21 protein-coding genes are annotated in these 20,860 nt (G+C 64.2%); 9 read left to right on the top strand and 12 right to left on the bottom strand.

What is annotated here, in order from left to right; genetic code table 11:
- The first annotated feature begins 40 nt into the window (after positions 1–40).
- Both R2B70_RS01235 and R2B70_RS01230 read left to right on the top strand, forming a co-directional pair.
- Positions 41–694 (top strand): potassium channel family protein, encoded by a 654-nt coding sequence (locus R2B70_RS01235; protein ID WP_042078808.1) that lies wholly within the window; start codon positions 41–43, stop codon positions 692–694.
- Positions 691–2,046: a TrkH family potassium uptake protein gene (locus tag R2B70_RS01230; protein WP_318162449.1), complete on the top strand. Its 1,356-nt coding sequence runs from the start codon at positions 691–693 to the stop codon at positions 2,044–2,046. Before R2B70_RS01235 ends, R2B70_RS01230 begins: the two co-directional genes overlap by 4 nt.
- Positions 2,047–2,275: 229 nt before the next feature.
- Here the strand turns inward: R2B70_RS01230 and R2B70_RS01225 are convergent, their stop codons facing one another.
- Complete coding sequence (locus R2B70_RS01225; protein WP_318162448.1) at positions 2,276–4,264, bottom strand: DNA topoisomerase III; 1,989 nt, start codon at positions 4,262–4,264, stop codon at positions 2,276–2,278.
- Between the two features lie 274 nt (positions 4,265–4,538).
- Here R2B70_RS01225 and R2B70_RS01220 point away from each other — a divergent pair, with 274 nt between their 5' ends.
- Entirely contained in the window at positions 4,539–5,669 is a 1,131-nt protein-coding gene (locus tag R2B70_RS01220; protein WP_318162447.1) for a NapC/NirT family cytochrome c, read from the top strand.
- Between the two features lie 23 nt (positions 5,670–5,692).
- Positions 5,693–8,173, top strand: a complete 2,481-nt coding sequence (gene torA, locus R2B70_RS01215) for a trimethylamine-N-oxide reductase TorA (protein ID WP_318162446.1) — start codon at positions 5,693–5,695, stop codon at positions 8,171–8,173.
- A gap of 153 nt (positions 8,174–8,326) precedes the next feature.
- Here torA and R2B70_RS01210 read toward each other — a convergent pair whose 3' ends face one another.
- From R2B70_RS01210 to R2B70_RS01195, 4 genes are all read right to left on the bottom strand, one after another.
- Entirely contained in the window at positions 8,327–8,788 is a 462-nt protein-coding gene (locus R2B70_RS01210; RefSeq protein WP_209795060.1) for a hypothetical protein, read from the bottom strand.
- Between the two features lie 105 nt (positions 8,789–8,893).
- Positions 8,894–10,243 carry a sensor histidine kinase gene (locus R2B70_RS01205; protein ID WP_209795059.1) on the bottom strand — a complete coding sequence of 450 codons (1,350 nt, stop codon included), beginning with the start codon at positions 10,241–10,243 and terminating at the stop codon, positions 8,894–8,896.
- Positions 10,244–10,274: 31 nt separating this feature from the next.
- Positions 10,275–10,931, bottom strand: coding sequence for a response regulator transcription factor (locus R2B70_RS01200; RefSeq protein ID WP_025328630.1), 657 nt, complete (start codon positions 10,929–10,931; stop codon positions 10,275–10,277).
- Between the two features lie 70 nt (positions 10,932–11,001).
- Complete coding sequence (locus R2B70_RS01195; RefSeq protein WP_318162445.1) at positions 11,002–11,334, bottom strand: hypothetical protein; 333 nt, start codon at positions 11,332–11,334, stop codon at positions 11,002–11,004.
- Between the two features lie 63 nt (positions 11,335–11,397).
- Here R2B70_RS01195 and R2B70_RS01190 point away from each other — a divergent pair, with 63 nt between their 5' ends.
- A complete protein-coding gene (locus R2B70_RS01190; RefSeq protein WP_042078800.1) occupies positions 11,398–11,646 on the top strand; it encodes a PepSY domain-containing protein in 249 nt (82 codons plus the stop codon).
- A gap of 10 nt (positions 11,647–11,656) precedes the next feature.
- On the opposite strand, the gene msrQ is transcribed toward R2B70_RS01190, so the two are convergent.
- Positions 11,657–12,313 carry a protein-methionine-sulfoxide reductase heme-binding subunit MsrQ gene (msrQ, locus tag R2B70_RS01185; protein WP_318162444.1) on the bottom strand — a complete coding sequence of 219 codons (657 nt, stop codon included), beginning with the start codon at positions 12,311–12,313 and terminating at the stop codon, positions 11,657–11,659.
- Positions 12,314–12,330: 17 nt separating this feature from the next.
- Positions 12,331–13,341, bottom strand: a complete 1,011-nt coding sequence (gene msrP / locus R2B70_RS01180; RefSeq protein ID WP_318162443.1) for a protein-methionine-sulfoxide reductase catalytic subunit MsrP — start codon at positions 13,339–13,341, stop codon at positions 12,331–12,333.
- 370 nt (positions 13,342–13,711) lie between these two features.
- Here msrP and R2B70_RS01175 point away from each other — a divergent pair, with 370 nt between their 5' ends.
- A complete protein-coding gene (locus R2B70_RS01175) occupies positions 13,712–14,194 on the top strand; it encodes a DUF1097 domain-containing protein (RefSeq protein ID WP_318162442.1) in 483 nt (160 codons plus the stop codon).
- Between the two features lie 72 nt (positions 14,195–14,266).
- Here R2B70_RS01175 and R2B70_RS01170 read toward each other — a convergent pair whose 3' ends face one another.
- The 4 genes from R2B70_RS01170 to R2B70_RS01155 all read right to left on the bottom strand — a co-directional run bounded on the left by R2B70_RS01170 (position 14,267) and on the right by R2B70_RS01155 (position 17,826).
- Entirely contained in the window at positions 14,267–15,547 is a 1,281-nt protein-coding gene (locus R2B70_RS01170) for a sigma 54-interacting transcriptional regulator (RefSeq protein ID WP_318162441.1), read from the bottom strand.
- Positions 15,548–15,605: 58 nt separating this feature from the next.
- Entirely contained in the window at positions 15,606–16,115 is a 510-nt protein-coding gene (locus tag R2B70_RS01165) for a hypothetical protein (RefSeq protein ID WP_209794263.1), read from the bottom strand.
- Positions 16,116–16,218: 103 nt separating this feature from the next.
- Positions 16,219–17,631, bottom strand: a complete 1,413-nt coding sequence (locus R2B70_RS01160; protein WP_209794265.1) for a sensor histidine kinase — start codon at positions 17,629–17,631, stop codon at positions 16,219–16,221.
- 102 nt (positions 17,632–17,733) lie between these two features.
- The gene (locus R2B70_RS01155; RefSeq protein WP_157005474.1) at positions 17,734–17,826 is read right to left on the bottom strand and encodes a YnhF family membrane protein; all 93 of its coding nucleotides are present in this window, start codon (positions 17,824–17,826) and stop codon (positions 17,734–17,736) included.
- Positions 17,827–17,951: 125 nt separating this feature from the next.
- On the opposite strand from R2B70_RS01155, the gene R2B70_RS01150 reads away from it, so the two are divergent.
- Positions 17,952–18,497: a 2-amino-4-hydroxy-6-hydroxymethyldihydropteridine diphosphokinase gene (locus tag R2B70_RS01150; protein ID WP_318162440.1), complete on the top strand. Its 546-nt coding sequence runs from the start codon at positions 17,952–17,954 to the stop codon at positions 18,495–18,497.
- 52 nt (positions 18,498–18,549) lie between these two features.
- Here the strand turns inward: R2B70_RS01150 and R2B70_RS01145 are convergent, their stop codons facing one another.
- On the bottom strand, positions 18,550–19,254 hold the full coding sequence (locus tag R2B70_RS01145) for an SDR family oxidoreductase (protein ID WP_290436583.1): 705 nt from the start codon (positions 19,252–19,254) through the stop codon (positions 18,550–18,552).
- 159 nt (positions 19,255–19,413) lie between these two features.
- On the opposite strand from R2B70_RS01145, the gene R2B70_RS01140 reads away from it, so the two are divergent.
- Both R2B70_RS01140 and R2B70_RS01135 read left to right on the top strand, forming a co-directional pair.
- Positions 19,414–19,818, top strand: a complete 405-nt coding sequence (locus tag R2B70_RS01140) for a CBS domain-containing protein (protein ID WP_209794269.1) — start codon at positions 19,414–19,416, stop codon at positions 19,816–19,818.
- 270 nt (positions 19,819–20,088) lie between these two features.
- Positions 20,089–20,844 carry a substrate-binding periplasmic protein gene (locus R2B70_RS01135; protein ID WP_412055163.1) on the top strand — a complete coding sequence of 252 codons (756 nt, stop codon included), beginning with the start codon at positions 20,089–20,091 and terminating at the stop codon, positions 20,842–20,844.
- The last annotated feature ends 16 nt before the right edge of the window (positions 20,845–20,860 follow it).

Raw genomic sequence — 20,860 nt, 5'->3', positions numbered from 1 at the left:
TGGAGTAGAGTAACGCCTTCAGTTCCTTGAGGAAGCATGAATGAACAATCAATTCGCCGTCATCGGCCTCGGCCTGTTTGGCAGCGCCTTGTGCGAAGAGTTGCAGCGGCAGGATGCCGAGGTGCTGGCCATCGACATCGACGAGGTCAAGACCCGCCAGATAGCCACCCTGTGCAATCATGTCATCGTCGCCGATGCCACCGACGAGGCCACAGTCGCCGAACTGGGTCTGGCGAATTTCGACATCGTCTTCGTCGCCATCGGCGACAACCTGGAGACCAGCATCCTCACCACCCTCGTTCTGAAGGAAGCCGGCGTGAAAAAGGTGTGGGTCAAGGCCCGCGACAAGTTCCACGCCAAGATCCTGCAGAAGGTGGGGGCCGACAAGGTGATCAACCCGGAGTGGGACATGGGGCGCCGGGTGGCCCAGAGCATGCTGGACAACCGGCTGTTCGACTATCTGGAGCTGGGGCACGACATGGTGCTCACCGAATTCGTCATCGGCCTGCAGCAGAATGCCCGCACCCTGGCCGACCTGCACCTGTTGCAGCAGAACGACTTCCAGCTGCTGGCCATCAAGCGCGGCGAGGTCCTGCACAACGTGCTGACCGGCAAGATGGAGCTGCAGCTGGGTGACATCCTGATCCTGGCTGGCAACAAGCATGCCATCGACCACTGGCTCGACACCCTATGATCAGCTGGCGCAGCAACTACGCCTTCACCCTTTATCGGGATGACAACTCCCGCTGGAGCGAGGCCAGGCTGATCCTAGGCAGCTTCCTCATCATACTGCTGGTCGGCACCCTGTTTCTGGTGCAGCCCTCCAGCCACAAGGGGGAGGTCACCTTCATCAACGCCCTGTTTACCGCCACCTCGGCCATCAGCGTGACCGGCCTGGGGGTGGTAGATACCGGCACCGCTTTCACCCTGCAGGGGCAGATCATCCTGCTGATGCTGATGGAGATAGGCGGGCTGGGCCAGATGACCATGACGCTGCTGCTGATCGCCATGTTCAGCAAACGGGTCGGCCTGCGCCAGCAGGTACTGGCCAAGGAGGCGCTGGGCCAGGAGGGCTCAGTCAACATCATCCAGCTGGTGAAGCGCATCGTCTTGTTCGCCCTCATCGCCCAGCTGATCGGCACCGGCATCATGGCCATTCGCTGGGTCCCCGAGATGGGGTGGAGCCACGGCCTCTATGTCAGCTTCTTCCACGCGGTGTCGGCCTTCAACAACGCCGGTTTCTCGCTGTTTGCCAGCAATCTGATGGACTATCGCGACGACCCCCTCATCAGCTTGACCATTCCGGCCCTGCTCATCCTCGGCGGCATCGGCTTTACCGTCATCGTCGATCTGGTGCGCAACCGCCGCTGGCGCAAGCTGAAGCTGCACAGCAAGCTGATGCTGCTGATGACCCCGGGGCTGCTGCTCCTGGGCACCCTGATGTTCTGGCTGCTGGAGCACGACAACCCTAACACCCTGGGCCAGAGCAGTCTGGGCGGCCAGTGGCTGGCGGCCTTCTTCCAGTCGGCCACCGCACGCACGGCGGGCTTCAATACGGTGGATATCGGCCAGATGGTGCCGGCCTCCCTGCTGTTCATGATGATGCTGATGTTCATCGGTGCCGGGGCGACCTCGACAGGGGGCGGCATCAAGGTCACCACCTTCGCCGTCGTCCTGCTCGCGACCCGGGCGTTTCTGACCAAGCGCCCCCATGTCACCGCCTTTGGCCGCACCCTATCCCCCCAGATAGTGACCCGATCGCTCGCCATCATCATCGTCAGCACCATGGCCCTGATGCTGGCCATGTTTCTGTTGATGCTCACGGAATCACACTCCTTCGACAAGATCATGTTCGAGACCATCTCGGCCTTCGCCACCGTCGGCCTCTCGACCGGGATCACCGCTTCCCTGAGTGAACCGGGCAAGCTGATCCTGGTGCTGGTGATGATCTGCGGCCGTCTGGGACCCCTCACCCTGGCCCTGATGCTGGCCAGACCGAGCGAGACCCGGATCCGTTACCCGGAGGAAGGGGTCTATACAGGTTAATTCACTGCTGTTATTGGATTATTTCAATAGAGAAGAGGGGCGAAAGCCCCTCTTCTCTATGGCAGACATCGGCCTCTGAACGACTTAGAGCCTGTTTATGATCTTACTGCGAGGCCGTGATCAAGGCTCATGTGCTGCTCGGAATCCTCATGTATGGCTTATACACTCCGGTTCCTGCGCTGCTCTTCACCTTGCTGACAACCTCTCGCGACAGATCGTAAACAGGTTCTCAGGCCGCCTTGGTTCGAGTGGTGCGCTTGCCCGTGCTCTTGCGAGGGCTGGCTCCTGTGCCAGCACCGCCCTTGCCCCCGCTCTTTCCACTGCTGCGACGGGTGAAACGGTGCTTGTCGGCGCCGGGGGCCGCCTTGGGCAGGGTGCTGAAGCTGGCGCCGGAGTCCTGCCTGGCCCTCTCTATCAAGGCGTTCAACTGCTCCATCAGCGGCCCCATAAACTGCTGGTAGCTGCCGTGACGCTCGGCGATCCGGCCGAGGCTCTGCTCCCAGAGCGCCGTCATGTCCGGCGTGGTGGCGCCAGGGGGCAGCGCCTGGACCAGGGCCCGCCCGGTGGGTGTCGCCTTGATGCTCTTGCCTTGGCGCACCAGGAAGCGGCGCTTGAACAGCAGATCTATGATGCCGGCCCGGGTCGCCTCGGTGCCCAGACCGTCGGTCTCCCGCAGGGTCTTGCGGATCTCGGGATCCTGAACGTAGCGGGCTATGCCTGTCATGGCCGACAGCAGGGTGGCGTCGGTGAACGGCTTGGGGGGCTGGGTCATCTTCTCCAGCAGCTCGCCCCGCTCGCAAAATAGTTGCTCCCCCTTCTTCAGGGCCGGCAGGGTGCCCGCCTCCTCCTCGTCATCCTCCTCCACCCCGAGCAGCGCCTTCCAGCCCGCCTTGAGGATGCGACGCGCCTTGGCCTGGAACAGGCCGCCGGCGATGCGCAGCAGCACCTTGCTGTCGTTGTACTCGAACGGCGGGTAGAACTGCAGCAGGTACTGGCGGGCGACAAGGCCATACAGCCTGGCCTCATCCCCGCTCAGGCTCCCCTCGTTGCCCCGCTTCTCGGTGGGGATGATGGCGTGGTGGGCATCCACCTTGCCGTCGTTCCACGCCTTGCTGCGGAGCCTGCCGTCCGCCTCGTTCACCGCCCGCGCCAGGGCCGGGGCAGTTGCGGCGATGGCCTCCCGCACCTGGCCGGCCCGGTTGAAGTGATCGCTCGGCAGATAACGGCTGTCGGATCTGGGGTAGGTGATGAGCTTGTGACGCTCGTAGAGGCTCTGGCAGACGTCCAGCACCCGCTTGGCATCCATGCCGAACCGCTTGGCCGCATCGATCTGCAGGCTGGAGAGGTTGTAGGGCAGCGGCGCAGCCTGCTTGCGGGCCTGCTCCTCCACCTCTTCCACCAGCGCGGGTTGCCCCTGGATCCGCTCCACCACCTTGGCGGCCAGCGCCCGGTTGAGCACCCGCCCCTCTTCATCCTGCCAGGGGAGGCAGGCTTCCGAGGGGAGCCACTTTGCGGTGAAACGCTCATTGCCCCCGGTCAGCAGGTGGGCCAGCACCTCGTAGAACGGCTTGGGCACGAAGGCTTCTATTTCGAGATCCCGCCGCACCACCAGCCCCAACAGCGGCGTCTGCACCCGCCCCACCGACAGCAGCTCGTTGCAACCCCCCTTGCGGCCGAGCAGGGTGTAGGCCCGGGTCATGTTGATACCATAGAGCCAGTCGGCCCGGCTGCGGGCCAGGGCCGACACAGCCAGCGGCACGAACTCCTTGTTGTCCCGCAGCTGGTCCAGGGCACGACGCACCGCCGGCGGGTTGAGATCGCTGATGAGGCAGCGCTGCACCGGCTTGCTCTTGGGGTAGCCGAGAAAGTCGATCACCTCGTCCACCAGCAGCTGCCCTTCCCTGTCCGGGTCGCCGGCGTTGACCACGCAGTCGGCCCGCTTGATGAGCCCCTTGATCACATTGAGCTGAGCCCGGGTCTTGGGTTTGGCCACCAGTTGCCACTGCTCGGGGATGATGGGAAGCGATTCCATCCGCCACTGCTTGTAGGCGGCGTCATAGGCGTCGGGCTCCGCCTGCTCCAGCAGGTGGCCGATGCACCAGGTCACCACGTCCCCCTGCGCCGTCTCGATGAAACCCTCCCCCTTCTTGTGGGGCTTGGGCAGAACGTCGGCGATGGCGCGGCCAAGGCTGGGTTTCTCGGCGATAAAGAGTCGCATGGAAGACACACCTAAATACTGTATATGCGAACAGTATACATCCCGCCACGCGCAAACCCCAAGCCCCGGGCTGTCACCTTGCTCCGCCCTCCGCACCTGAGTCTCACCCGTTCAAAACAGGAGAATCAGACTTAAATTCATAAAAAAACGAAAATAGAAAACTTTTAACAGTCAAATAGTTTCCATCGAAATAAAAACCATGACCGAGGTCAACCCCTGGGTTCCCAAGACTACTACTATATTGGTACTACCCGATTCGAAGGACACTGCCACCATGCTTGGAAAAATGTTGAGAAAGCCCTGGTTCTGGCTTCTGCTGCTCGGGGCCCTGCTGGGGATCGCCGCGCTGGGGGTCACCGTCACCGTGCTGCACAAGACCAGCTCCACCGAATTCTGCGTCTCCTGCCACTCCATGCAGACACCCCTCGCCGAATACCAGGGCAGCGTCCACTTCCAGAACACCAAGGGGATCCGCGCCGAGTGCGCCGACTGCCACATCCCGGGCGACCCCACCTCCTACCTGTGGACCAAGATCCGCGCCGTGAAGGATATCTATCACGAGGCGATCGGCACGCTCGACACCCCTGAGAAATACGAGGCCCACAAGCTGCGGATGGCCCAGTCCGTCTGGGACGAACTGAAAGCCAACGACTCCGCTACCTGCCGCAGTTGCCACAGCTACGAGGCGATGGACATTCTGGCCCAGCGCCCCAATGCCCGCGCCGAGCACCCGGTCGCCATCAAGGAGGGTCAGACCTGTATCGACTGCCACCGCGGTGTCGCCCACATCATGCCTGACATGAGCGGCCTCGCTGCCGCCGGTGCCAGCGAGCTGGCGCAGGCTGCGGCCCAGACCCCAGCCAACGTCACCACCCGTTACGCCATCGCCACCACCCCGTTGTTCCTCGATGCCGCCGCCAAGACCGACGAAGGCACCCTGATGCCTTCCACCCAGGTGGAAGTGCTGGCCAACGAAAACGGCCGCGCCAAGGTGCAGATCGAAGGCTGGCAACAGGATGGTGTGAGCGAAGTGTTCTACGCCGCACCGGGCAAGCGGATCCTCAGCGTGCTGGTCGGCGATGCCGCCAAGAAAGCGCTGGTCACCGGCCAGAGCGAAACCGACAGCGCCACCAACCTCACCTGGCATCAGGTCAAGCTGACCGCCTGGGTCGACCAGAGCCAGCTTATCGGCGATCAGGGCAAGCTGTGGCAGTACGCCTCCACCCTGATGTCCAACAACTGTACCGGCTGCCACGGCCTCACCGCGCTGGATCACTTCAATGCCAACCAGTGGATCGGCGTCATCAAGGGGATGGAATCTCGTACCTCCCTGACTCCGGAACAGGCTCGCATGTTGACCCAGTATGTCCAGAAACACGCCAGTGACATGAGCGCGGCCCACTAAGGCTGGCACAGAGGATAACCGTTATGACTTTTTTCAATGACAAGAAGACCAATCTGTCCCGCCGCAACCTGCTCAAGGGGCTCGGTGCCTGCGCAGCCCTGCCCCTGCTCGGCGGCATTTTTCCCAAGAGTGCGCTGGCGCAAGCCATCAGCACCGCATTGAGTCAGTTCCCGACCCTGGTGCCCGCCCAGAAGGGCATTCTGACCGGCGCCCACTGGGGTGCTTTCGAGGCGATCGTCGAGGATGGCCGCATGGTGCGCGTCCAGCCGGTGGCCGATGATCCGGCGCCGAACGATCTCATCGATATGGCGCCGTTCCAGGTGCACGCCAAGAACCGCATCAAATACCCCATGGTGCGCAAGAGCTGGCTGGAGCACGGCCCGGGCGCCAAACCCGAGCTGCGCGGTGCCGACGAGTGGGTGCGAGTGAGCTGGGACAAGGCGATCGAACTGGTGGCCGGTGAAATCCAGCGCGTGCAGAGTGACTTCGGCCCGCAGGCGATCCACGCCGGATCCTACGGCTGGAAGAGCGTCGGCATGTTCCACAACAGCCGTACCCTGCTGCACCGCCTGATGAACCTCGCCGGGGGCTTTACCGGCTATGCCGGGGACTACTCCACCGGCGCGGCCCAGGTGATCATGTCCCACGTGATGGGCTCCATCGAGGTGTACGAGCAACAGACCGCCTGGCCCAACGTGGTGGAGAACGCCGAACTGGTGGTGCTGTGGGGGGTCAATGCTCAGGTGACCCTGAAGAACAGCTGGAACATGCCGGACCACGAGGGTCAGGCCGGTTTCATGGCGCTGAAAGAGAAGGGCACCCGCGTCATCAGCATCGATCCCGTCTACAACGAGACCGCCAAGCTGGTCGGCGCCGAGTGGATTGCGCCGAACGCCTACACCGACGTGGCCATGATGCTGGGTGTGGCCCACACCCTCTACAGCGAGAAGAAGCACGATCAGGCCTTCCTCGATCGCTACACAGTCGGCTTTGACAAGTTCCTAGACTATCTGCTCGGCAAGGAGGATGGCCAGCCCAAGAGCGCCGAGTGGGCGAGCACTGTCTGCGGCGTCGATGCCAAGGTGATCCGCCAACTGGCCCTCGACATGGCCGCCAAGCGCACCATGATCATGGCCGGTTGGGGCATGCAGCGTCAGCAGCATGGCGAACAGCCCAACTGGATGCTGGTGACCCTGGCTGCCATGCTGGGCCAGATTGGCCTGCCGGGGGGCGGCTACGGCTTCAGCTACCACTACTCCTCCGGTGGCAGCCCCACCGCCAAGGGCGGCATTCTGGCCGGTATCTCCGCCGGCAACGCACCGAAGAACAGCCCGGCACCGATCCCCGTGGCCCGCATCGCCGACTGTCTCGCCAACCCGGGCAAGACCATCGACTTCAATGGCCGCAAGGTGACCTATCCGGACATCAAGCTGGTCTATGTGGCGGGCGGCAACCCCTTCCACCACCATCAGGACACCAACAACCTGCTGCAGGCGTGGCGCAAACCGCAGACCGTGATCGTCCACGAGCCCTACTGGACGGCCACCGCCAAGCACGCCGATATCGTGCTGCCGGTCACCACCAGCTACGAGCGCAACGATCTGGAGATGGGCGGCGACTACTCCCAGCGCTACGTGTTCCCCATGCACCAGTGCGTGCCGCCCCAGTTTGAAGCCCGCAACGACTTCGACATCTTCAGCGCCATCGCCGCCAAGCTGGGCGTGCAGGAGCAGTACACCGAGGGCAAGGACGAGATGCTGTGGCTCAAGCAGATGTACGACGGCATGGCGGCCCAGGCCCGTGGTGCCCGGGTGGCGCTGCCGCCGTTCGACATGTTCTGGGAGTCCAACAACTACATCCGCTTCCCGATCCCCGAGGCCAACCGCCAGTGGATCCGTCACGCCGATTTCCGCGAGAACCCGCTGCTCAACCCGCTCGGCACGCCGTCCGGCAAGATCGAGATCTTCTCCAATACCGTGGCCGGGATGGGTTACTCCGACTGCGCCGGCCATCCCAAGTGGTATGAGCCCAAGGAGTGGGTGAAGAGCGAGGTGGCGGCGCGCTATCCGCTGTCCCTCAACACCTCCCACCCGACCCAGCGGCTGCACTCCCAGCTCGACAACACCCCGCTGCGGGACAAGTTCGCCATCGCCGACCGCGAGGCGATCATGATCCATCCCGCCGACGCCAAGGCCCGTGGCATCACCCAGGGGGATCTGGTGCGCGCCTTCAACGAGCGCGGTCAGATCCTGGTGGGCGCCCTGCTCTCCGAGGATGTGCGCCAAGGCGTGGTGCGGATCTGCGAAGGGGCCTGGTATGACCCGGCCAAGCCGGGGGAAGCGGGCAGCATCTGCAAGAACGGCAACGTCAACTGCCTCACCTTCGACGAAGGCTCGTCCCGCCTGGCGCAGGGCAACTGCGGCCACATGGCCCAGCTGCAGATAGAGAAGTACGCAGGCCCGGTGCTGGCCAACACCGCCCACGCGGTACCGGCCAACGGCTAAGCAGGTTGTGACCCAATAAAAACGGCGCCATCAAGGCGCCGTTTTCTTATCGCGGGTTCCCGTTTCCTGTGTGACTCAGAAGTCGCCCCCGACCATTTACTCTTCGGCTCACTCCACCCGCCTTGCAGCCAGAGTGCGCGCGGACAAGATGACTCAGAAGTCCCCTTCCACCATATACTCTTCCGCACACTCCACCAGCTGTGGCCAGAGCTCTTCCGGCACCCAGGCCTCGGGGTCGTCCTCGTCACCGTCATACTGGCTCCAGAAGAAGGCCCTCAGGCCGCTCGCGAAGTCGTCGCTCAGCTCCGCCAGTTCGGAAAGGGGACCCAGCCAGGCGATGCGGCGCAGGCCGGAGGCGAGATCGTTGATGGCATCCATCAGGCCGCGATCGTCCAGGCTCTGCTCCACCAGCAGGGTGAAGCGCTCGCGGGCGCTCTCGGTCTGATCTTCGTCCAGCTCCCCCACGTCGGCCAGCAGGTCGACGAAATCCTCCAGCAGGAACTGGATCAGGGCGTCCCTGTCCTCGAACCACTGGATCTGGGCCCCCTTGGTACCCAGCACGGAGGCATCGAACGAATCGTCGAGATGACACAGTGCCCACGGATCGTCAGTCATTGCTACCCTTCCTCAACCTTGAAACAAGAGCCTTATCTTATGCCGGCGACCCGTCCCTTGCCAGCGCGGGCGGCGGCCCGAAGGCCCCTGATGACAAACCCCGACCTAACTCTCGACCCTGGCGACCTTGGGCAGCGACAGAGAAGCAGCCAATCCCCCCAGCTCGGCCCGCCCCATGATGAGGCTGCCGCGGTAGGCTTCCGCGAGATCGGAGACGATGTTGAGACCAAGCCCGGAACCCGGCACCTTCTCGTCGAGCCGCACCCCGCGCAGCACCGCCTTGGCGATCTGATCCTCGCTCATGCCGGGGCCGTCATCTTCGATGCGCAGGGTGATCCAGCCCCCCAGCTCGGCGCTGGAGATGCGCAGCCGGCCGGCGGACCACTTGAAGGCGTTCTCCAGCAGGTTGCCCACCATCTCGTCGAAGTCCTGCTCCTCCACCCCGACCGCCAGACTGGCCGGCACCTGCAGATCCACTTCCCGGCCCGGATAGAGGCGGGAGAAGGCGCGGCAGATGTACTCCACCCGGGCCCGCACCGGGGTCGAGACCCCGAGGATCTTGGCGGCACCGGTCACCCGCGCCTTGCCGAGGTGGTAGTCGATGTGGCGCTGGATCTGGTCGAGCTGCTCGCCGATGGCGGCCTGATCCTCCGGCGGCAGCTGGGCCACCTGGTTGCGCATGATGCTGAGCGGGGTCTTGAGGGCGTGGGCCAGGTTGCCGGTGTGGGAGCGTGCCCGCTGCAACAGCTCACCGTAGTGGTGCAGCAGGCGGTTGATGTCCTCCACCAGGGGCTGGATCTCCAGCGGGTAGCGCAGCCTGAATCCCTCCTGATGGCCCTGATGGACGCGGCTCAGCTCGCGGCGCAGCAGGTGCAGCGGGCGCAGGCCGTAGACTATCTGGAACATGAAGCCGAGCACCAGGCCGGTGGCGGCGAAGCCGAGACCGAGGAAGAGGCTGATGCGCGTCTTCTTCAGGGTCTGGGTCAGGGCGCTGCTGTCCTTGGCCATCACCAGGGTAAAGACCCTATCCGAGCCCGGCAGCAGCACGGTGCGGGTCATGATCAGCAGGGGCTCCTTGTTGGGCCCCTTGCCGACGAAGAGATCCGGGTCGCCGAAGGCCGACTTCAGGCCATGGGCGCTCAGATGGGCATCCCACAGGGAGCGGGAGCGGCTGACCACCGTCTCCCCCAGCTCCAGCTGCCAGTAGTAGCCGGAGTAAGGCTGACGATAGCGGGGATCCGCCATGGGTTCGGTGACGACCGGCAGGCCGTCCGGCTGGATCTCGAGGCGGGCGAGCAGATCGTAGAGTTGCAGGCGCAGGCCGTCGGCCTCCGCCTCCTGCCAGTAGTTGCGCATCATGGTCTGCAGGCTGAAGCCGGTGGCGAACAGGAAGAGACCGCACCAGACCATGGCGATGACCACCAGCCGTCCCCGCAGGGTGCGTACCAGCCTCATTCAGCCCGCCTCGCGATCCCCTGGACCCGGCTCATTCGTTGATCCGGTAGCCGAGGCCGCGCACCGTCTCGATGAGATCGGCGTGGGTCTTCTTGCGGATCCGGCCGATAAACACCTCAACCGTATTAGAATCCCGGTCGAAATCCTGGGCATAGATGTGGTCGATGAGCTCGCTGCGGGACACCACCTTGCCCCTGTGCTGCATCAGGTAGCCCAGCACCCGGAATTCGTGGGCGGTGAGCTTGATGGGGGTGCCCTCGTACCAGACCTGGGAGGCCGCCATGTCGAGGCGCACGCCGCCGATCTCGAGGATGGAGCTGGCATTGCCCGCCGCCCGGCGTACCAGGGCCTGCACCCTGGCCACCAGCTCGGCCACCTGGAAGGGCTTGGTGAGGTAGTCGTCGGCCCCGGCGTTCAGCCCCTCTATCTTCTCGTGCAGCTGGCCCCGTGCGGTCAGCACCAGCACCGGGGTGTCGATGCCCTTGCTGCGCCACTCCTTCAGCACGCTCAGGCCGTCGCGACCCGGCAGGCCGAGATCCAGGATGATGGCGTCATAGGGTTCGGTCTCGCCGAGAAAGCCAGCCTCGTTGCCGTCGTGGCAGAGATCGGTGACAAAGCCGGACAGGCGCAGCTGTTCCGCCAGCTGGCCCGCCAGGATCTTCTCGTCTTCAACTATCAGAATTCGCATAAATGGGTATCCAAAGCAGAGTTGTGCCTGTCACGGCGGCGATTGGGGAGAGGCCGGGGCAGCCGGCGGCTTACTCCTCTTCCGGGGGCGGGCGGGGCTCGAACAGGCGTTCCAGATGATGACCCTTGAGCCACACCATTTCCAGGTTGTCGGCCCGATAGCCCACCTTGATGACGCTGTCCTCCTCGTCGATGAGCCTGAGCTCGTACAACCAGACACCGTCCTCCTCCCCCAGGTCGACCCGCAGCACGCGCACCGGCAGACGGGACGCCACCGCCATCAGCTCATGAAAAGGCCGGATCCGCCCCTCGCTGACCGCCTGTTGCAGCAAGGCCTCGTTCGGCTGGGCCGCCTGCACCAGCATCGGCAGCAGCAATCCAAGCAGGGGCAGGACGCTATTCATGGGTGATTCATCTCTCAAAACCTAACATAATGCCGTTTATAGTGTGCCAGCCATGAATCCGGAATGAATATGATCCCACGCAGTATCCTGCTGATCTTGTGTCTCTTTTCCACCTTTGGCTGGGCGGCCCAGACCCGTCTCGACATGGCCGGACTGGTCAAGTTGTTGCTGGCACAAGGGTACCACGACATTCGGGAAGTGGCGCTGGAAGGAGACAAATTCGAGGTGGACACCCTGAATGCCGACAACCAGCGCGTCCAGCTGGAGGTCGATGCCTACAGCGGGGAAATCACCAAAAAAGAGGCCGATTAGGCCTCTTTTGCTATGGACGCGACGGCTGCTGCACGGCGCCCTGCGTCCCCTTCAGTGACTGGCGCTGGCGCCAGGGCCTCAGCAGCTTGTCACGGCGCGGCCACAACAGGGCGATGGCCAGCATCAGATAGATGAGGGGCTCCAGCCACCCGCTCTTGACCGACCACCAGTAGTGCACCGGCACCAGCAGGGCCACCGCATAGATCCAGTTGTGCAGCTTCTGCCAGGCCGGCCCCATGGCCCGCAGCAGCGCCGGGATAGAGGTGATGCTCAGCGCCAGCAACAGCAGCAGCGCCACCATCCCCACCACTATGTAGCTGCGCTTCACCAGCTCGCCGCCGATCAGACCCCAGTCGAACTGCAGATCCAACCCCAGCCACACCATAAAGTGCAGGGACGCCCAGGCGGCGCACCAGAGCCCGAGGGGGCGGCGCAGCTTGACGAGCTGGCCCTGGCGCCAGCGCTTGGCCAGCGGCGATACCAGCAGGGTCAGCAGCAGCAGGTGCAGGGCCCCCTTGCCGAGGTAGTGGGTCAGCCCCTGCACCGGATCCCCCCCCAGCAGGCCTGCCGGCACCGCATAGCCAAGCCAGAGCAAAAAGCCCAGCGAGGCCAGGTGTACCAGGGCCCGCAGCAGAGTGATATGGCGTGTGGTCAGTCTCAATGTCATGGCGTCGGCCCCCCGTCTCAATACCACTTGCGCAGATCCATGCCCTGATAGAGGGAGGCCACCTCATCGCCATAGCCGTTGAACATCAGGGTCGGCTGGCGCTTGGCACCGAAGATGCCCCCCTCGCCGATGAAGCGCTCGCTGGCCTGGCTCCAGCGCGGGTGATCCACCTGTGGATTGACGTTGGCGTAGAAGCCATATTCGTTCGGTGCCAGCAGGTTCCAGGTGGTGGGGGGCATCTCCTCCACCAGGCGGATGGAGACGATGCTCTTGATGCTCTTGAAGCCGTATTTCCAGGGCACCACCAGCCGGATGGGCGCCCCGTTCTGGGCGGGCAGCGTCTTGCCGTAGAGCCCCATCGCCAGGAAGGAAAGCGGGTGCATGGCCTCGTCGAGGCGCAAGCCCTCCACGTAGGGATAGTCGATGCCGCCGCCGAGAGTACGGGAGGCCTGCCCCGGCAACTGCTCGGGATCGTAGAGGGTCTCGAAGGCCACGAACTTGGCGCGACTGGTGGGCTCGGCACGGCGGATCAGCTCCGCCAGCACAATGCCGCTCCAGGGCAGCACCATGGACCAGGCCTCCACGCAGCGCAGCCGGTAGATCCGCTCCTCCAGCGTGCTCTTGTTGATGAGATCCCACACATCCAGGGTGAAGGGCCTGGCCACCTCCCCCTCCACCTTCAGGCTCCAGGGCTCGGGCTTGAGGTAGTGGGCGTTGCGGGCCGGATCCCCCTTGTCGGTGCCGAGCTCATAGAAGTTGTTGTGGGTGGTGGCCTTCTCCAGCGGCGTCAGGGTCAATCCGTCCGGCCGGGTTGCGGCCTTGTAATTGAGCGGTTTGCTGGCAGGTGCCGGGGTTTTCTCCTCGGTGGAGAAGAGATCCAGCAGGCTGGCGTGCGTGGGAAATGCCAGGGTGGCGGTGGCGACGCCCAGGCCCAGCCCCTTGAGAATGCGCCGACGATCCTGATAGACGGCTTCCGGCGTGACGTCCCGTTCGACGGGGTGGTGAGAAGAGCGGTGTTTGATCAACATGAATAACTCCCGGGGCGATGAGGCTGACAATCATAAGACCCGCCCCGGTCGAGTTTTATTTCACACGAGATCACATGAGTTGGTAAATGGGCAGTGCCTTGGCCATGGTTCCGACCAGGAACAGCAGAATGAATACCAGCAGAGGGACTATCACGTTTGGCACCATCAGACTCACTCCATGAGCAGGACAGGGCCTCTAACTATGGTTCAAGGCCTGCGGTGCCTCCAATGAATTTTTTTCGCGAGCGCAAGCGTATTCCCGAGTTGCAAAGAGTGACCCTGATCACACACAATCCGGCCCCCGCTTGCCGCCCCCCTGCCGCAGGGTAGGCTGCCTCCTTTTCCGGATTCAACCACTGAGAGTCACGCCATGAGCCCATTGATCGCCATCGCCATCACGACCGGGATCCTCTCCGCCGTCTGGGGCGGACTGGCCGCCGCCCTCGGCCTCATCTCCTGGGTCGGCTTCCTCGGCTGCACCAGCTACTTCGCCTCGAGCGGCGGTTACAAGGCGCTGCTGCAGACCCTGCTGTGCAACGCCAGCGGCATGCTGTGGGCACTCTTGCTGATCCACGGGGAGTCCTGGTGGGGGGCCGGCATGGCCGGCTATCTGATGACGGGGATGGTGGCGACCCTGATGTGCGTGCAGGCCAGGCAGCAGTGGCTCGCCTACATTCCCGGCACCTTCGCCGGATGCTGCGCCACCTTCGGCGCTGCAGGGGAGTGGCGCCTCATCCTTCCCTCCCTGGTGATAGGCGCCCTGTTCGGCTACCTGATGAAGGCGAGCGGCCTCTGGCTCTCCCACAAGACCCAGAAAACCCAGGCCACCGCTGGCGTCACCGACCCGGCCTGATCCTAGCGATGTGACCGATTCGGTCTGAAACAAGAGGGGCGGCCCGTCATCGACGAGCCGCCCCTCTGTCATTTACCCCTTCGACTTGAAGTTTGCCGCCTCGATACCGTGCCGATTCAATAGCTTGTAGAAATCGGTGCGGTTTCTCCCCGCCATGTTGGCCGCCAGGGTCACGTTCCCCTCCGTGGTGCGCAGCAGGCGGATCAGATACTCCTTCTCGAACTCGGCCCGCGCCTCGTTGAACGAGGGAATACCGCCACCGCCGCCACTCAGGGCCGACTCCACCATGGCCGCGCCTATCACCGGGCTGCAGCAGAGGCTGGCGAGCTGTTCCACCACCCCGCAGAGCTGGCGCACGTTGCCGGGCCAGGCCGCTGCTGCCAGCAAGGCCAGCGCCTCCGGCGAGAAGCCGAGGGCGGCACAATCGGGGTGACGGGTGCGGTAATCGTCCAGCGCCTGGCGCGCCAGCAGCGGAATGTCCTCGCTGCGGGCACTGAGGGGCGGCAGGGTGATGTTCGCCACGTTGAGGCGATAGAAGAGATCCTCGCGAAAGCGCCCCTCCTCCATGGCCGCCACCAGATCCTGGTGGCTGGAGCTGATGACCCGCACCTCGGGGGCCCCCTGACCATACTCCGCCAGCACCTGCAGCAGCTTGGCCTGCAGCGACTCCGACAGATCCCCGATCTCGTCGAGGAAGAGGGTCCCCCCCTTGGCCTCGGCAAACAGGCCGGACTGGCCGTCCTCCCCAAACAGCTGCAGGTCCAGCGCCGCCCAGGGCAGGGCGGCGCAGTTGATGGTGTACAGCGGCTTGTCGCGACGATGGCTGGCCTGATGCAGCGCCTGGGTCATGACCCCCTTGCCGGAGCCGGAAGGCCCCAGGATCAGCACGGGCACGTCCATGGTGGCGATGCTGCTCGCCTGGATCAGCAACTGCTCCATCTGCGGGTTGCGGGTCTGGATGAGAGACTGCCACTCCTGCTGCTGCTTCGGGCGGGTCAGGCTCAGGGCGTGTTCTATGGTGACCAGCAGCTCGTCCTTGTCGATGGGCTTGGTGAGGAAGCTGAACACCCCGGAGCGGGTCGCCTGGATGGCGTCGGGAATGGTGCCGTGGGCGGTCATGATGATCACCGGCATGCCGAGCCACTGGGACTGGATCCGCTCGAACAGCGCCAGTCCGTCCATGCCCCCCATGCGCAGATCGCTCAGCACTAGGTCGGCCCGCTGCTGCCGCAGCCTGTCCAGCGCCCCCTCGGCGCTGTCGGCGGTATCCACCTCGTAGCCCTGGCTGCGCAGGCGCATGCTCATCAGCTTGAGCAGGCTGGCATCGTCGTCCACCAGCAGAATGCGGCTCATGCTCTCACTCCCTCTGTGTGAAGATCCGGGGGGATAGCCCCGGCACAGGACCGGCGTATCATGGCTGGCCCCCTCCATTGAGCTTACGCTCGTTGAGCTGTTCGTCGATGGCGGAGAGCTGTTCTATCTGGCGGCGCAGACGCTGTACCTCCTGACTCTGGTCGTCGCGACGGCTGTCGCGCACCAGCAGCTCCTCGCCGAGGGCTATCCAGCTGCGCAGGAAGGCCTGGGCATCCAGGCCGAGCTCGGGCAGCAGGGATTTGAGCTTGTCCAGCCCGGCCCGACGGCTGGCCACCGATTCGGACGGGTGGGTATTGACCATGGCCAGGCTGACCCGGCTCTCGAGATCGGTGGCACCCGCCAGCCGCTGGCGCTCCTGTGCCCGTTGCTGGGGGTGGCTGGCCAGCAGCCAGTCCGAGTACTGCAGGCGCACCTGCATCTCCTTGTTGGCAAACTCCATCCGCCTGGCGATCGCCTCCTGGGAAGGCTCGGTGAGGCTGGGGGATGGCAGCAGGGAACAGCCCGCGAGCAGGCTCATCATCAACACGGGAACAACAAATCGTTTCATCTTGAACGTCACTTCAGATCCAAGGGAAAACAGGCGTCCGCCTGTTCGTCTCAATATTCGGTTGCAAGGGTGCGCCGGGCGATCGCCGACACGGCAGATCCCGTCATGCCGGGCGCTCTTTCAAATCCAGCCGGAAGCAGACATCCGCCTGCTCATCCTCAATGAGTCTGAGCTCGCCGCCCAGGCTCATCGCCGACTCGCGGGCGATGGAGAGGCCCATCCCGGACCCTTTCAACAATCCCTGGCGCACTATGCTGCCCTGCTCGAAGGGTTCGAAGATCCGTTCCCGCTCGGCCAGCGGGATGACGGGCCCCTCGTTGGCCACCTCCAGCCAGCCCCCGTTTTCCCCCTGACCGGCCCGGATCCAGATTTGGCCCCCTTTGGCGCCGTAGCTGACCGCGTTGGAAAACAGGTTGTCGAGGATGAGTCGCAGGCGATAGGGCTCGGCCTGCAGACTGATGGGCTCGGGCGGCAAGTGTACACTGATTTGCTTGGATTCCAGCGCCAGCCGGTACTCTTCGGACAAGTCTGACAGCAGGGGCGCCAGGGGGACCGCCGTCAGGCTGAACACCTCCTGCTGGCTGAGGCGGTTGAAGTCGAGCAGGCGCTCGATCAGGGTCTGCAGCCGGCGGCTGTTCTCCTCCAGCATCTGGCAGATCTCCTGCTGATCCCCGTTGAGGGGTCCCACCAGCTGTTCGGAGAGCAGATCCGCCCCCTCCCTCAGCACGGCGAGGGGGGTCTTCAGCTCGTGGGAGACGTGGCGCAGGAACTGGTACTTCTGCTGTTCCAGCTCCTTGAGCTTGTCGTGCAACCAGCCGATCCGCTCTCCCAGCAGCACCAGCTCAGCTGGGCCGTCCACCGGGCGCGTGTCCGGCTCGACCCCGGCCCCCAGGCTCAGGATCCGCGACTCAATCTGACGTACGGGGTGGATGATGAGGTAGGTAAACAGCAGCACCAGCAACAGGCTGAGCCCGACCACGAAGCCGCTGACCCACCAGATCTCCTTCCTCAGCTCCGCGATGGCGGCCCGCATCCGGGTCACGTGCTCGTCGACCTGACCCCGGGTGACGATCTCCAGCTGCTGGTTCAGTTCGTTGAACTCGGTGAAATGGGGGCTGTTCGCCTCCTGCCTGGCCTTGCGCAGATCCTGCAGGCCGTCCAGCCAGGTCAGCGCGGCCTCGAGATCCCCATAGACCTCGGCATCCGGTATGGACTGCTGATGGGTGCCGAGCAGTTCCCGATAACGGGCCAGCTGCTGCTGATAGCTGGCCAGGATGCGCCCGTCCCCCAGCACCGCGTAGCGGCGCAGGGTGCGCTCCAGATCGGTGGCCTGGGTGGTGAGCAGGGTCGCCCGGCGGGTATCCCGCACCGCCCGCTCCATCTCGTCGCTGGTCAGCTGACCCAGGTGTGAGAGCGCCTGACTGTCGTGCCAGATCATGCCCCCCAGGGGCATCAGCACCAGCACGAAGCCCATCAATACCACCTGGAGCAGGGAACGGGGGCGAACCTTGGTCATCTTCTGCGGTCTCGAGTCGTCATGGGTGGGCCAGCATATCCGCACTGCACCAAAAAGCAAAACCGGCCAGGAGGCCGGTTTGATTGCACCAAGGGCCCGGGATCACGCCAGACCGACGGACGCCAGACAGATGATCATGATCACGGCCAGGGCCCCCGCGGCGGTCAACAGTGCCCATTTCATTTCCACGCTCATGCAAACCTCCTTTCTGTCAATCAGAGTTGGATCACAACAGATAACGATATGTTAATTCATAGTGAATCCAATAACCGTGAGCCGCGTATATATTTCAGACGAGCCCAAACCAAGGAAGGGTACGCATGTTTTATCTCTGCAGCATTGGATCCAATCTCGACCCCGGCCTGCATGTCTGTCAGGCCGTTGAGGAATTGCTGGCACGCTTCGGTCACCTGCGCCTGAGCTCGGTGATCCGGACCAAACCGGTCGGCATGCACTCGCACCACGACTTTCTCAACTGCCTGTTCGTCGTCCAGAGCGAACTCTCCACCGCCCAGCTCAAGGCCGAGTTTGTCACCATGGAGCTGGCCCACGGCCGGGATCGCAACCACCCTCTGTGCAAGGTGGCGGACAGGCCGCTCGACATCGACATCCTGGCCTGGGACGAGCGGAATGACTTCGCCGCCGTCGGGGTGGATGCCTACCTCGGCGAGCTGCTGGCCGAGATGTATCTGGGCGGGCGCATCGAGGCCGGCAAGGTGGTGCTGAGCCTGCCTGGCAGCAAGGTATTTGCACGCCAGCACTTCGGCCACTCCCCCGTCGATCTCCTGCTGCCCGAGGAGCACAGGAGCCTCGGCGGCACGCCGCCGGACAGGGCGCCCCATCACGCGACCATCCGCCACCACTAGTCCCCGCGCAAAACCGCGAGGCGCCCAGGGGCGCCTCGCGTCATCATGCCTCCTAGATGACGGCCAGGGCCCGCCCCCCGTCCACCCGTATGCTGGCCCCGGTCATATAGTCGTTCTGCATCAGCAACTGCACCGCCTGCCAGATGGGCGCCAGCCCCCCTTCCCGCGCCAGCGGCGTCTTTGCCAGCACCTGCTGGCGCCACTCGTCGCCGTGTTCGTCGAGAAACAGGATGGGCCCGGGCTCTATGGTGTTGACCCGCACGGCGGGCGCCAGCTCCCGGGCAAAGCTCATGGCCAGCGAGTGGGCCCCCGCCTTGGTGGCCACATAGCTGGCAAACTGGGGCGCCGGGGCGTGGATATAGATATCGGTGATATGGATGATGCTGGCGTTGGCATTGCGCGCCAGCACGGGGGCCAGGGCCCGGTTGAGCTGGAAGGGTGCCGCCATGTGCACCCGGTAGAACTGATCGAACTGGGCCAGCTGGGCCGCCTGCTCATCGGCTTCTGGCTCGAAGGCCGAGGCGTTGTGGATGATCAGCGCCAGATCCTCATGGACACCCAGCGCCCTGACCAGGCGGGCGACCTCCTCCTCCACGGCGAAGTCCGCCTGCACCAGCTCCACCCCCAGCGCCCGCAGGCGGGCCAACTCGGGCCGCTCGCTGCGATAGCTGCCCGTGACCTGCCAACCCGCCGCCACCAGCTGCTCGCACAGATAGAATCCCAGTCGGCGGCCACAGCCCGTTACCAATGCACGCATACCCTCTCCTTGTGGTTGTCGCCCTGCCCGACCCATACCGGATCCCGCGAAGGGCCTCTGCTTCGTGAATGGCCTATCAATGTCCGAGACCAAACCCATTGGCCCCACGCCGGGCCGACCGGGCACAGTGACACCATCGACCCTGTTGGAGCCACCATCATGCTACAAGTTCGCGATCATATGCAGCCATTGACCCACTCACTCAGCCCCGAGCTCGGCCTGGCCGAGGCCATGGACAGGCTGCACCTGGCCGATCTCGGCGGCCTGCCGGTGCTGGACGACCAGAGACGACTCATCGGATTCCTCTCCGAGCAGGATTGCATTCCCGCCCTGCTCACCGGCAGCTATCACTGCGACAGCCGCACCCGGGTCGAGGATCTGATGAGCCGGACACCGCTGTTCGTCGGCCCGGACGACAGCATCCTGGATCTCGCCCGCCAGATGACCGGGGCCAAGCCCAGGCTCTATCCGGTGATGGAGGGGGACAGGGTGATCGGCCTCATCAGCCGGCGCCGGGTGATGCAGGCCCTCAACACCCAGTTGAAGCAATGTCAGGCGACCTGAGGCGACGCTGCCCCCACGCACGTTCCACGCAGGGGGCGGGCTCCTGCAAACTTCCCCTGCACAACAACGAGCGGTTGGTCCCCCCTCCCGACTCTGCCACAGGGCGGCCTGCCGATGCAGTGCCACGCCCCTTCCCCGGTGCCATTCTTTTGTCCCCTCCCCATTTCAGGGTTTGCCATCCGGGGTCGTCTCTAGTTAGATATCTGACGGCCACCGCATCCGGCATGCGTGACCTCGTCCCGCGTGCTCAGGAGATGTAACGTGCGAAGCTTGCTCGTGTTCTGCTTGCTGCTGCCCTGCTGGCTGTCGGCCAGGGAGCTGGTCATTGGCGGCATCCTTGAGCCGCCCCTGAAGTGGCTGGATGAAGGCGGCCACCCCAGGGGGCTGGACGTGGATCTGGTCAGCGCCATCTTCGGCACCCTCCGGATCCCCATCAAGATAGAGCTGATCGATTCCGGGGCCAGGCTCACCCGCAATGCCGAGGGCGGCCTCTATGATCTGCTGCTGACCCACTCCTACAAGCCGGAGCGGGAGGCCTACCTGCTCTACCCCAAGCAGGCCCACATCCTCCACAGCTGGCACTTCTTCATACGCAAGGAGTCCGTGGGGCAGATCCACTACGACCATCTGGCGGATCTCAAGCCCTGGCGCATCGGTGTCACCCGTGACTTCTCCTACACCCCCGAGCTCGCGGCAGCCATGGCCGACCCTGCCTACCGCTTCCAGGAGATCCCCATCAACCAGCTGCAACTGCGCAAGCTGATCGCCGGGCGCATCGATGTGGTCCCCATGTCCCTGGTCACCGCCTTCGCCCAGATCAGGGAAGAGGGGCTGGAGGGCAGGCTCGACTACCTGCCAAAGCCCCTCAAGACCAGCCCCTACTTCAATGTCTGGACCCGCTCCCGGGCCGATGCCGACACCCCGGCCCTGATGGCGGCCTATGACACCGAACTGCGGCACATGAAGCAGGATGGGCGCCTCAAGGCCCTCTACGACAAGTACGGCATTCCCTATATCGAGCCCTGATCCTCATCCACAGGGG

The sequence above is a fragment of the Aeromonas sp. XH genome, assembly GCF_033348475.1.
Lineage (GTDB): Bacteria > Pseudomonadota > Gammaproteobacteria > Enterobacterales > Aeromonadaceae > Aeromonas > Aeromonas sanarellii.
Note: the sequence above shows the minus strand (reverse complement) of the source record. Positions and strands in the feature narration are given on the sequence as shown.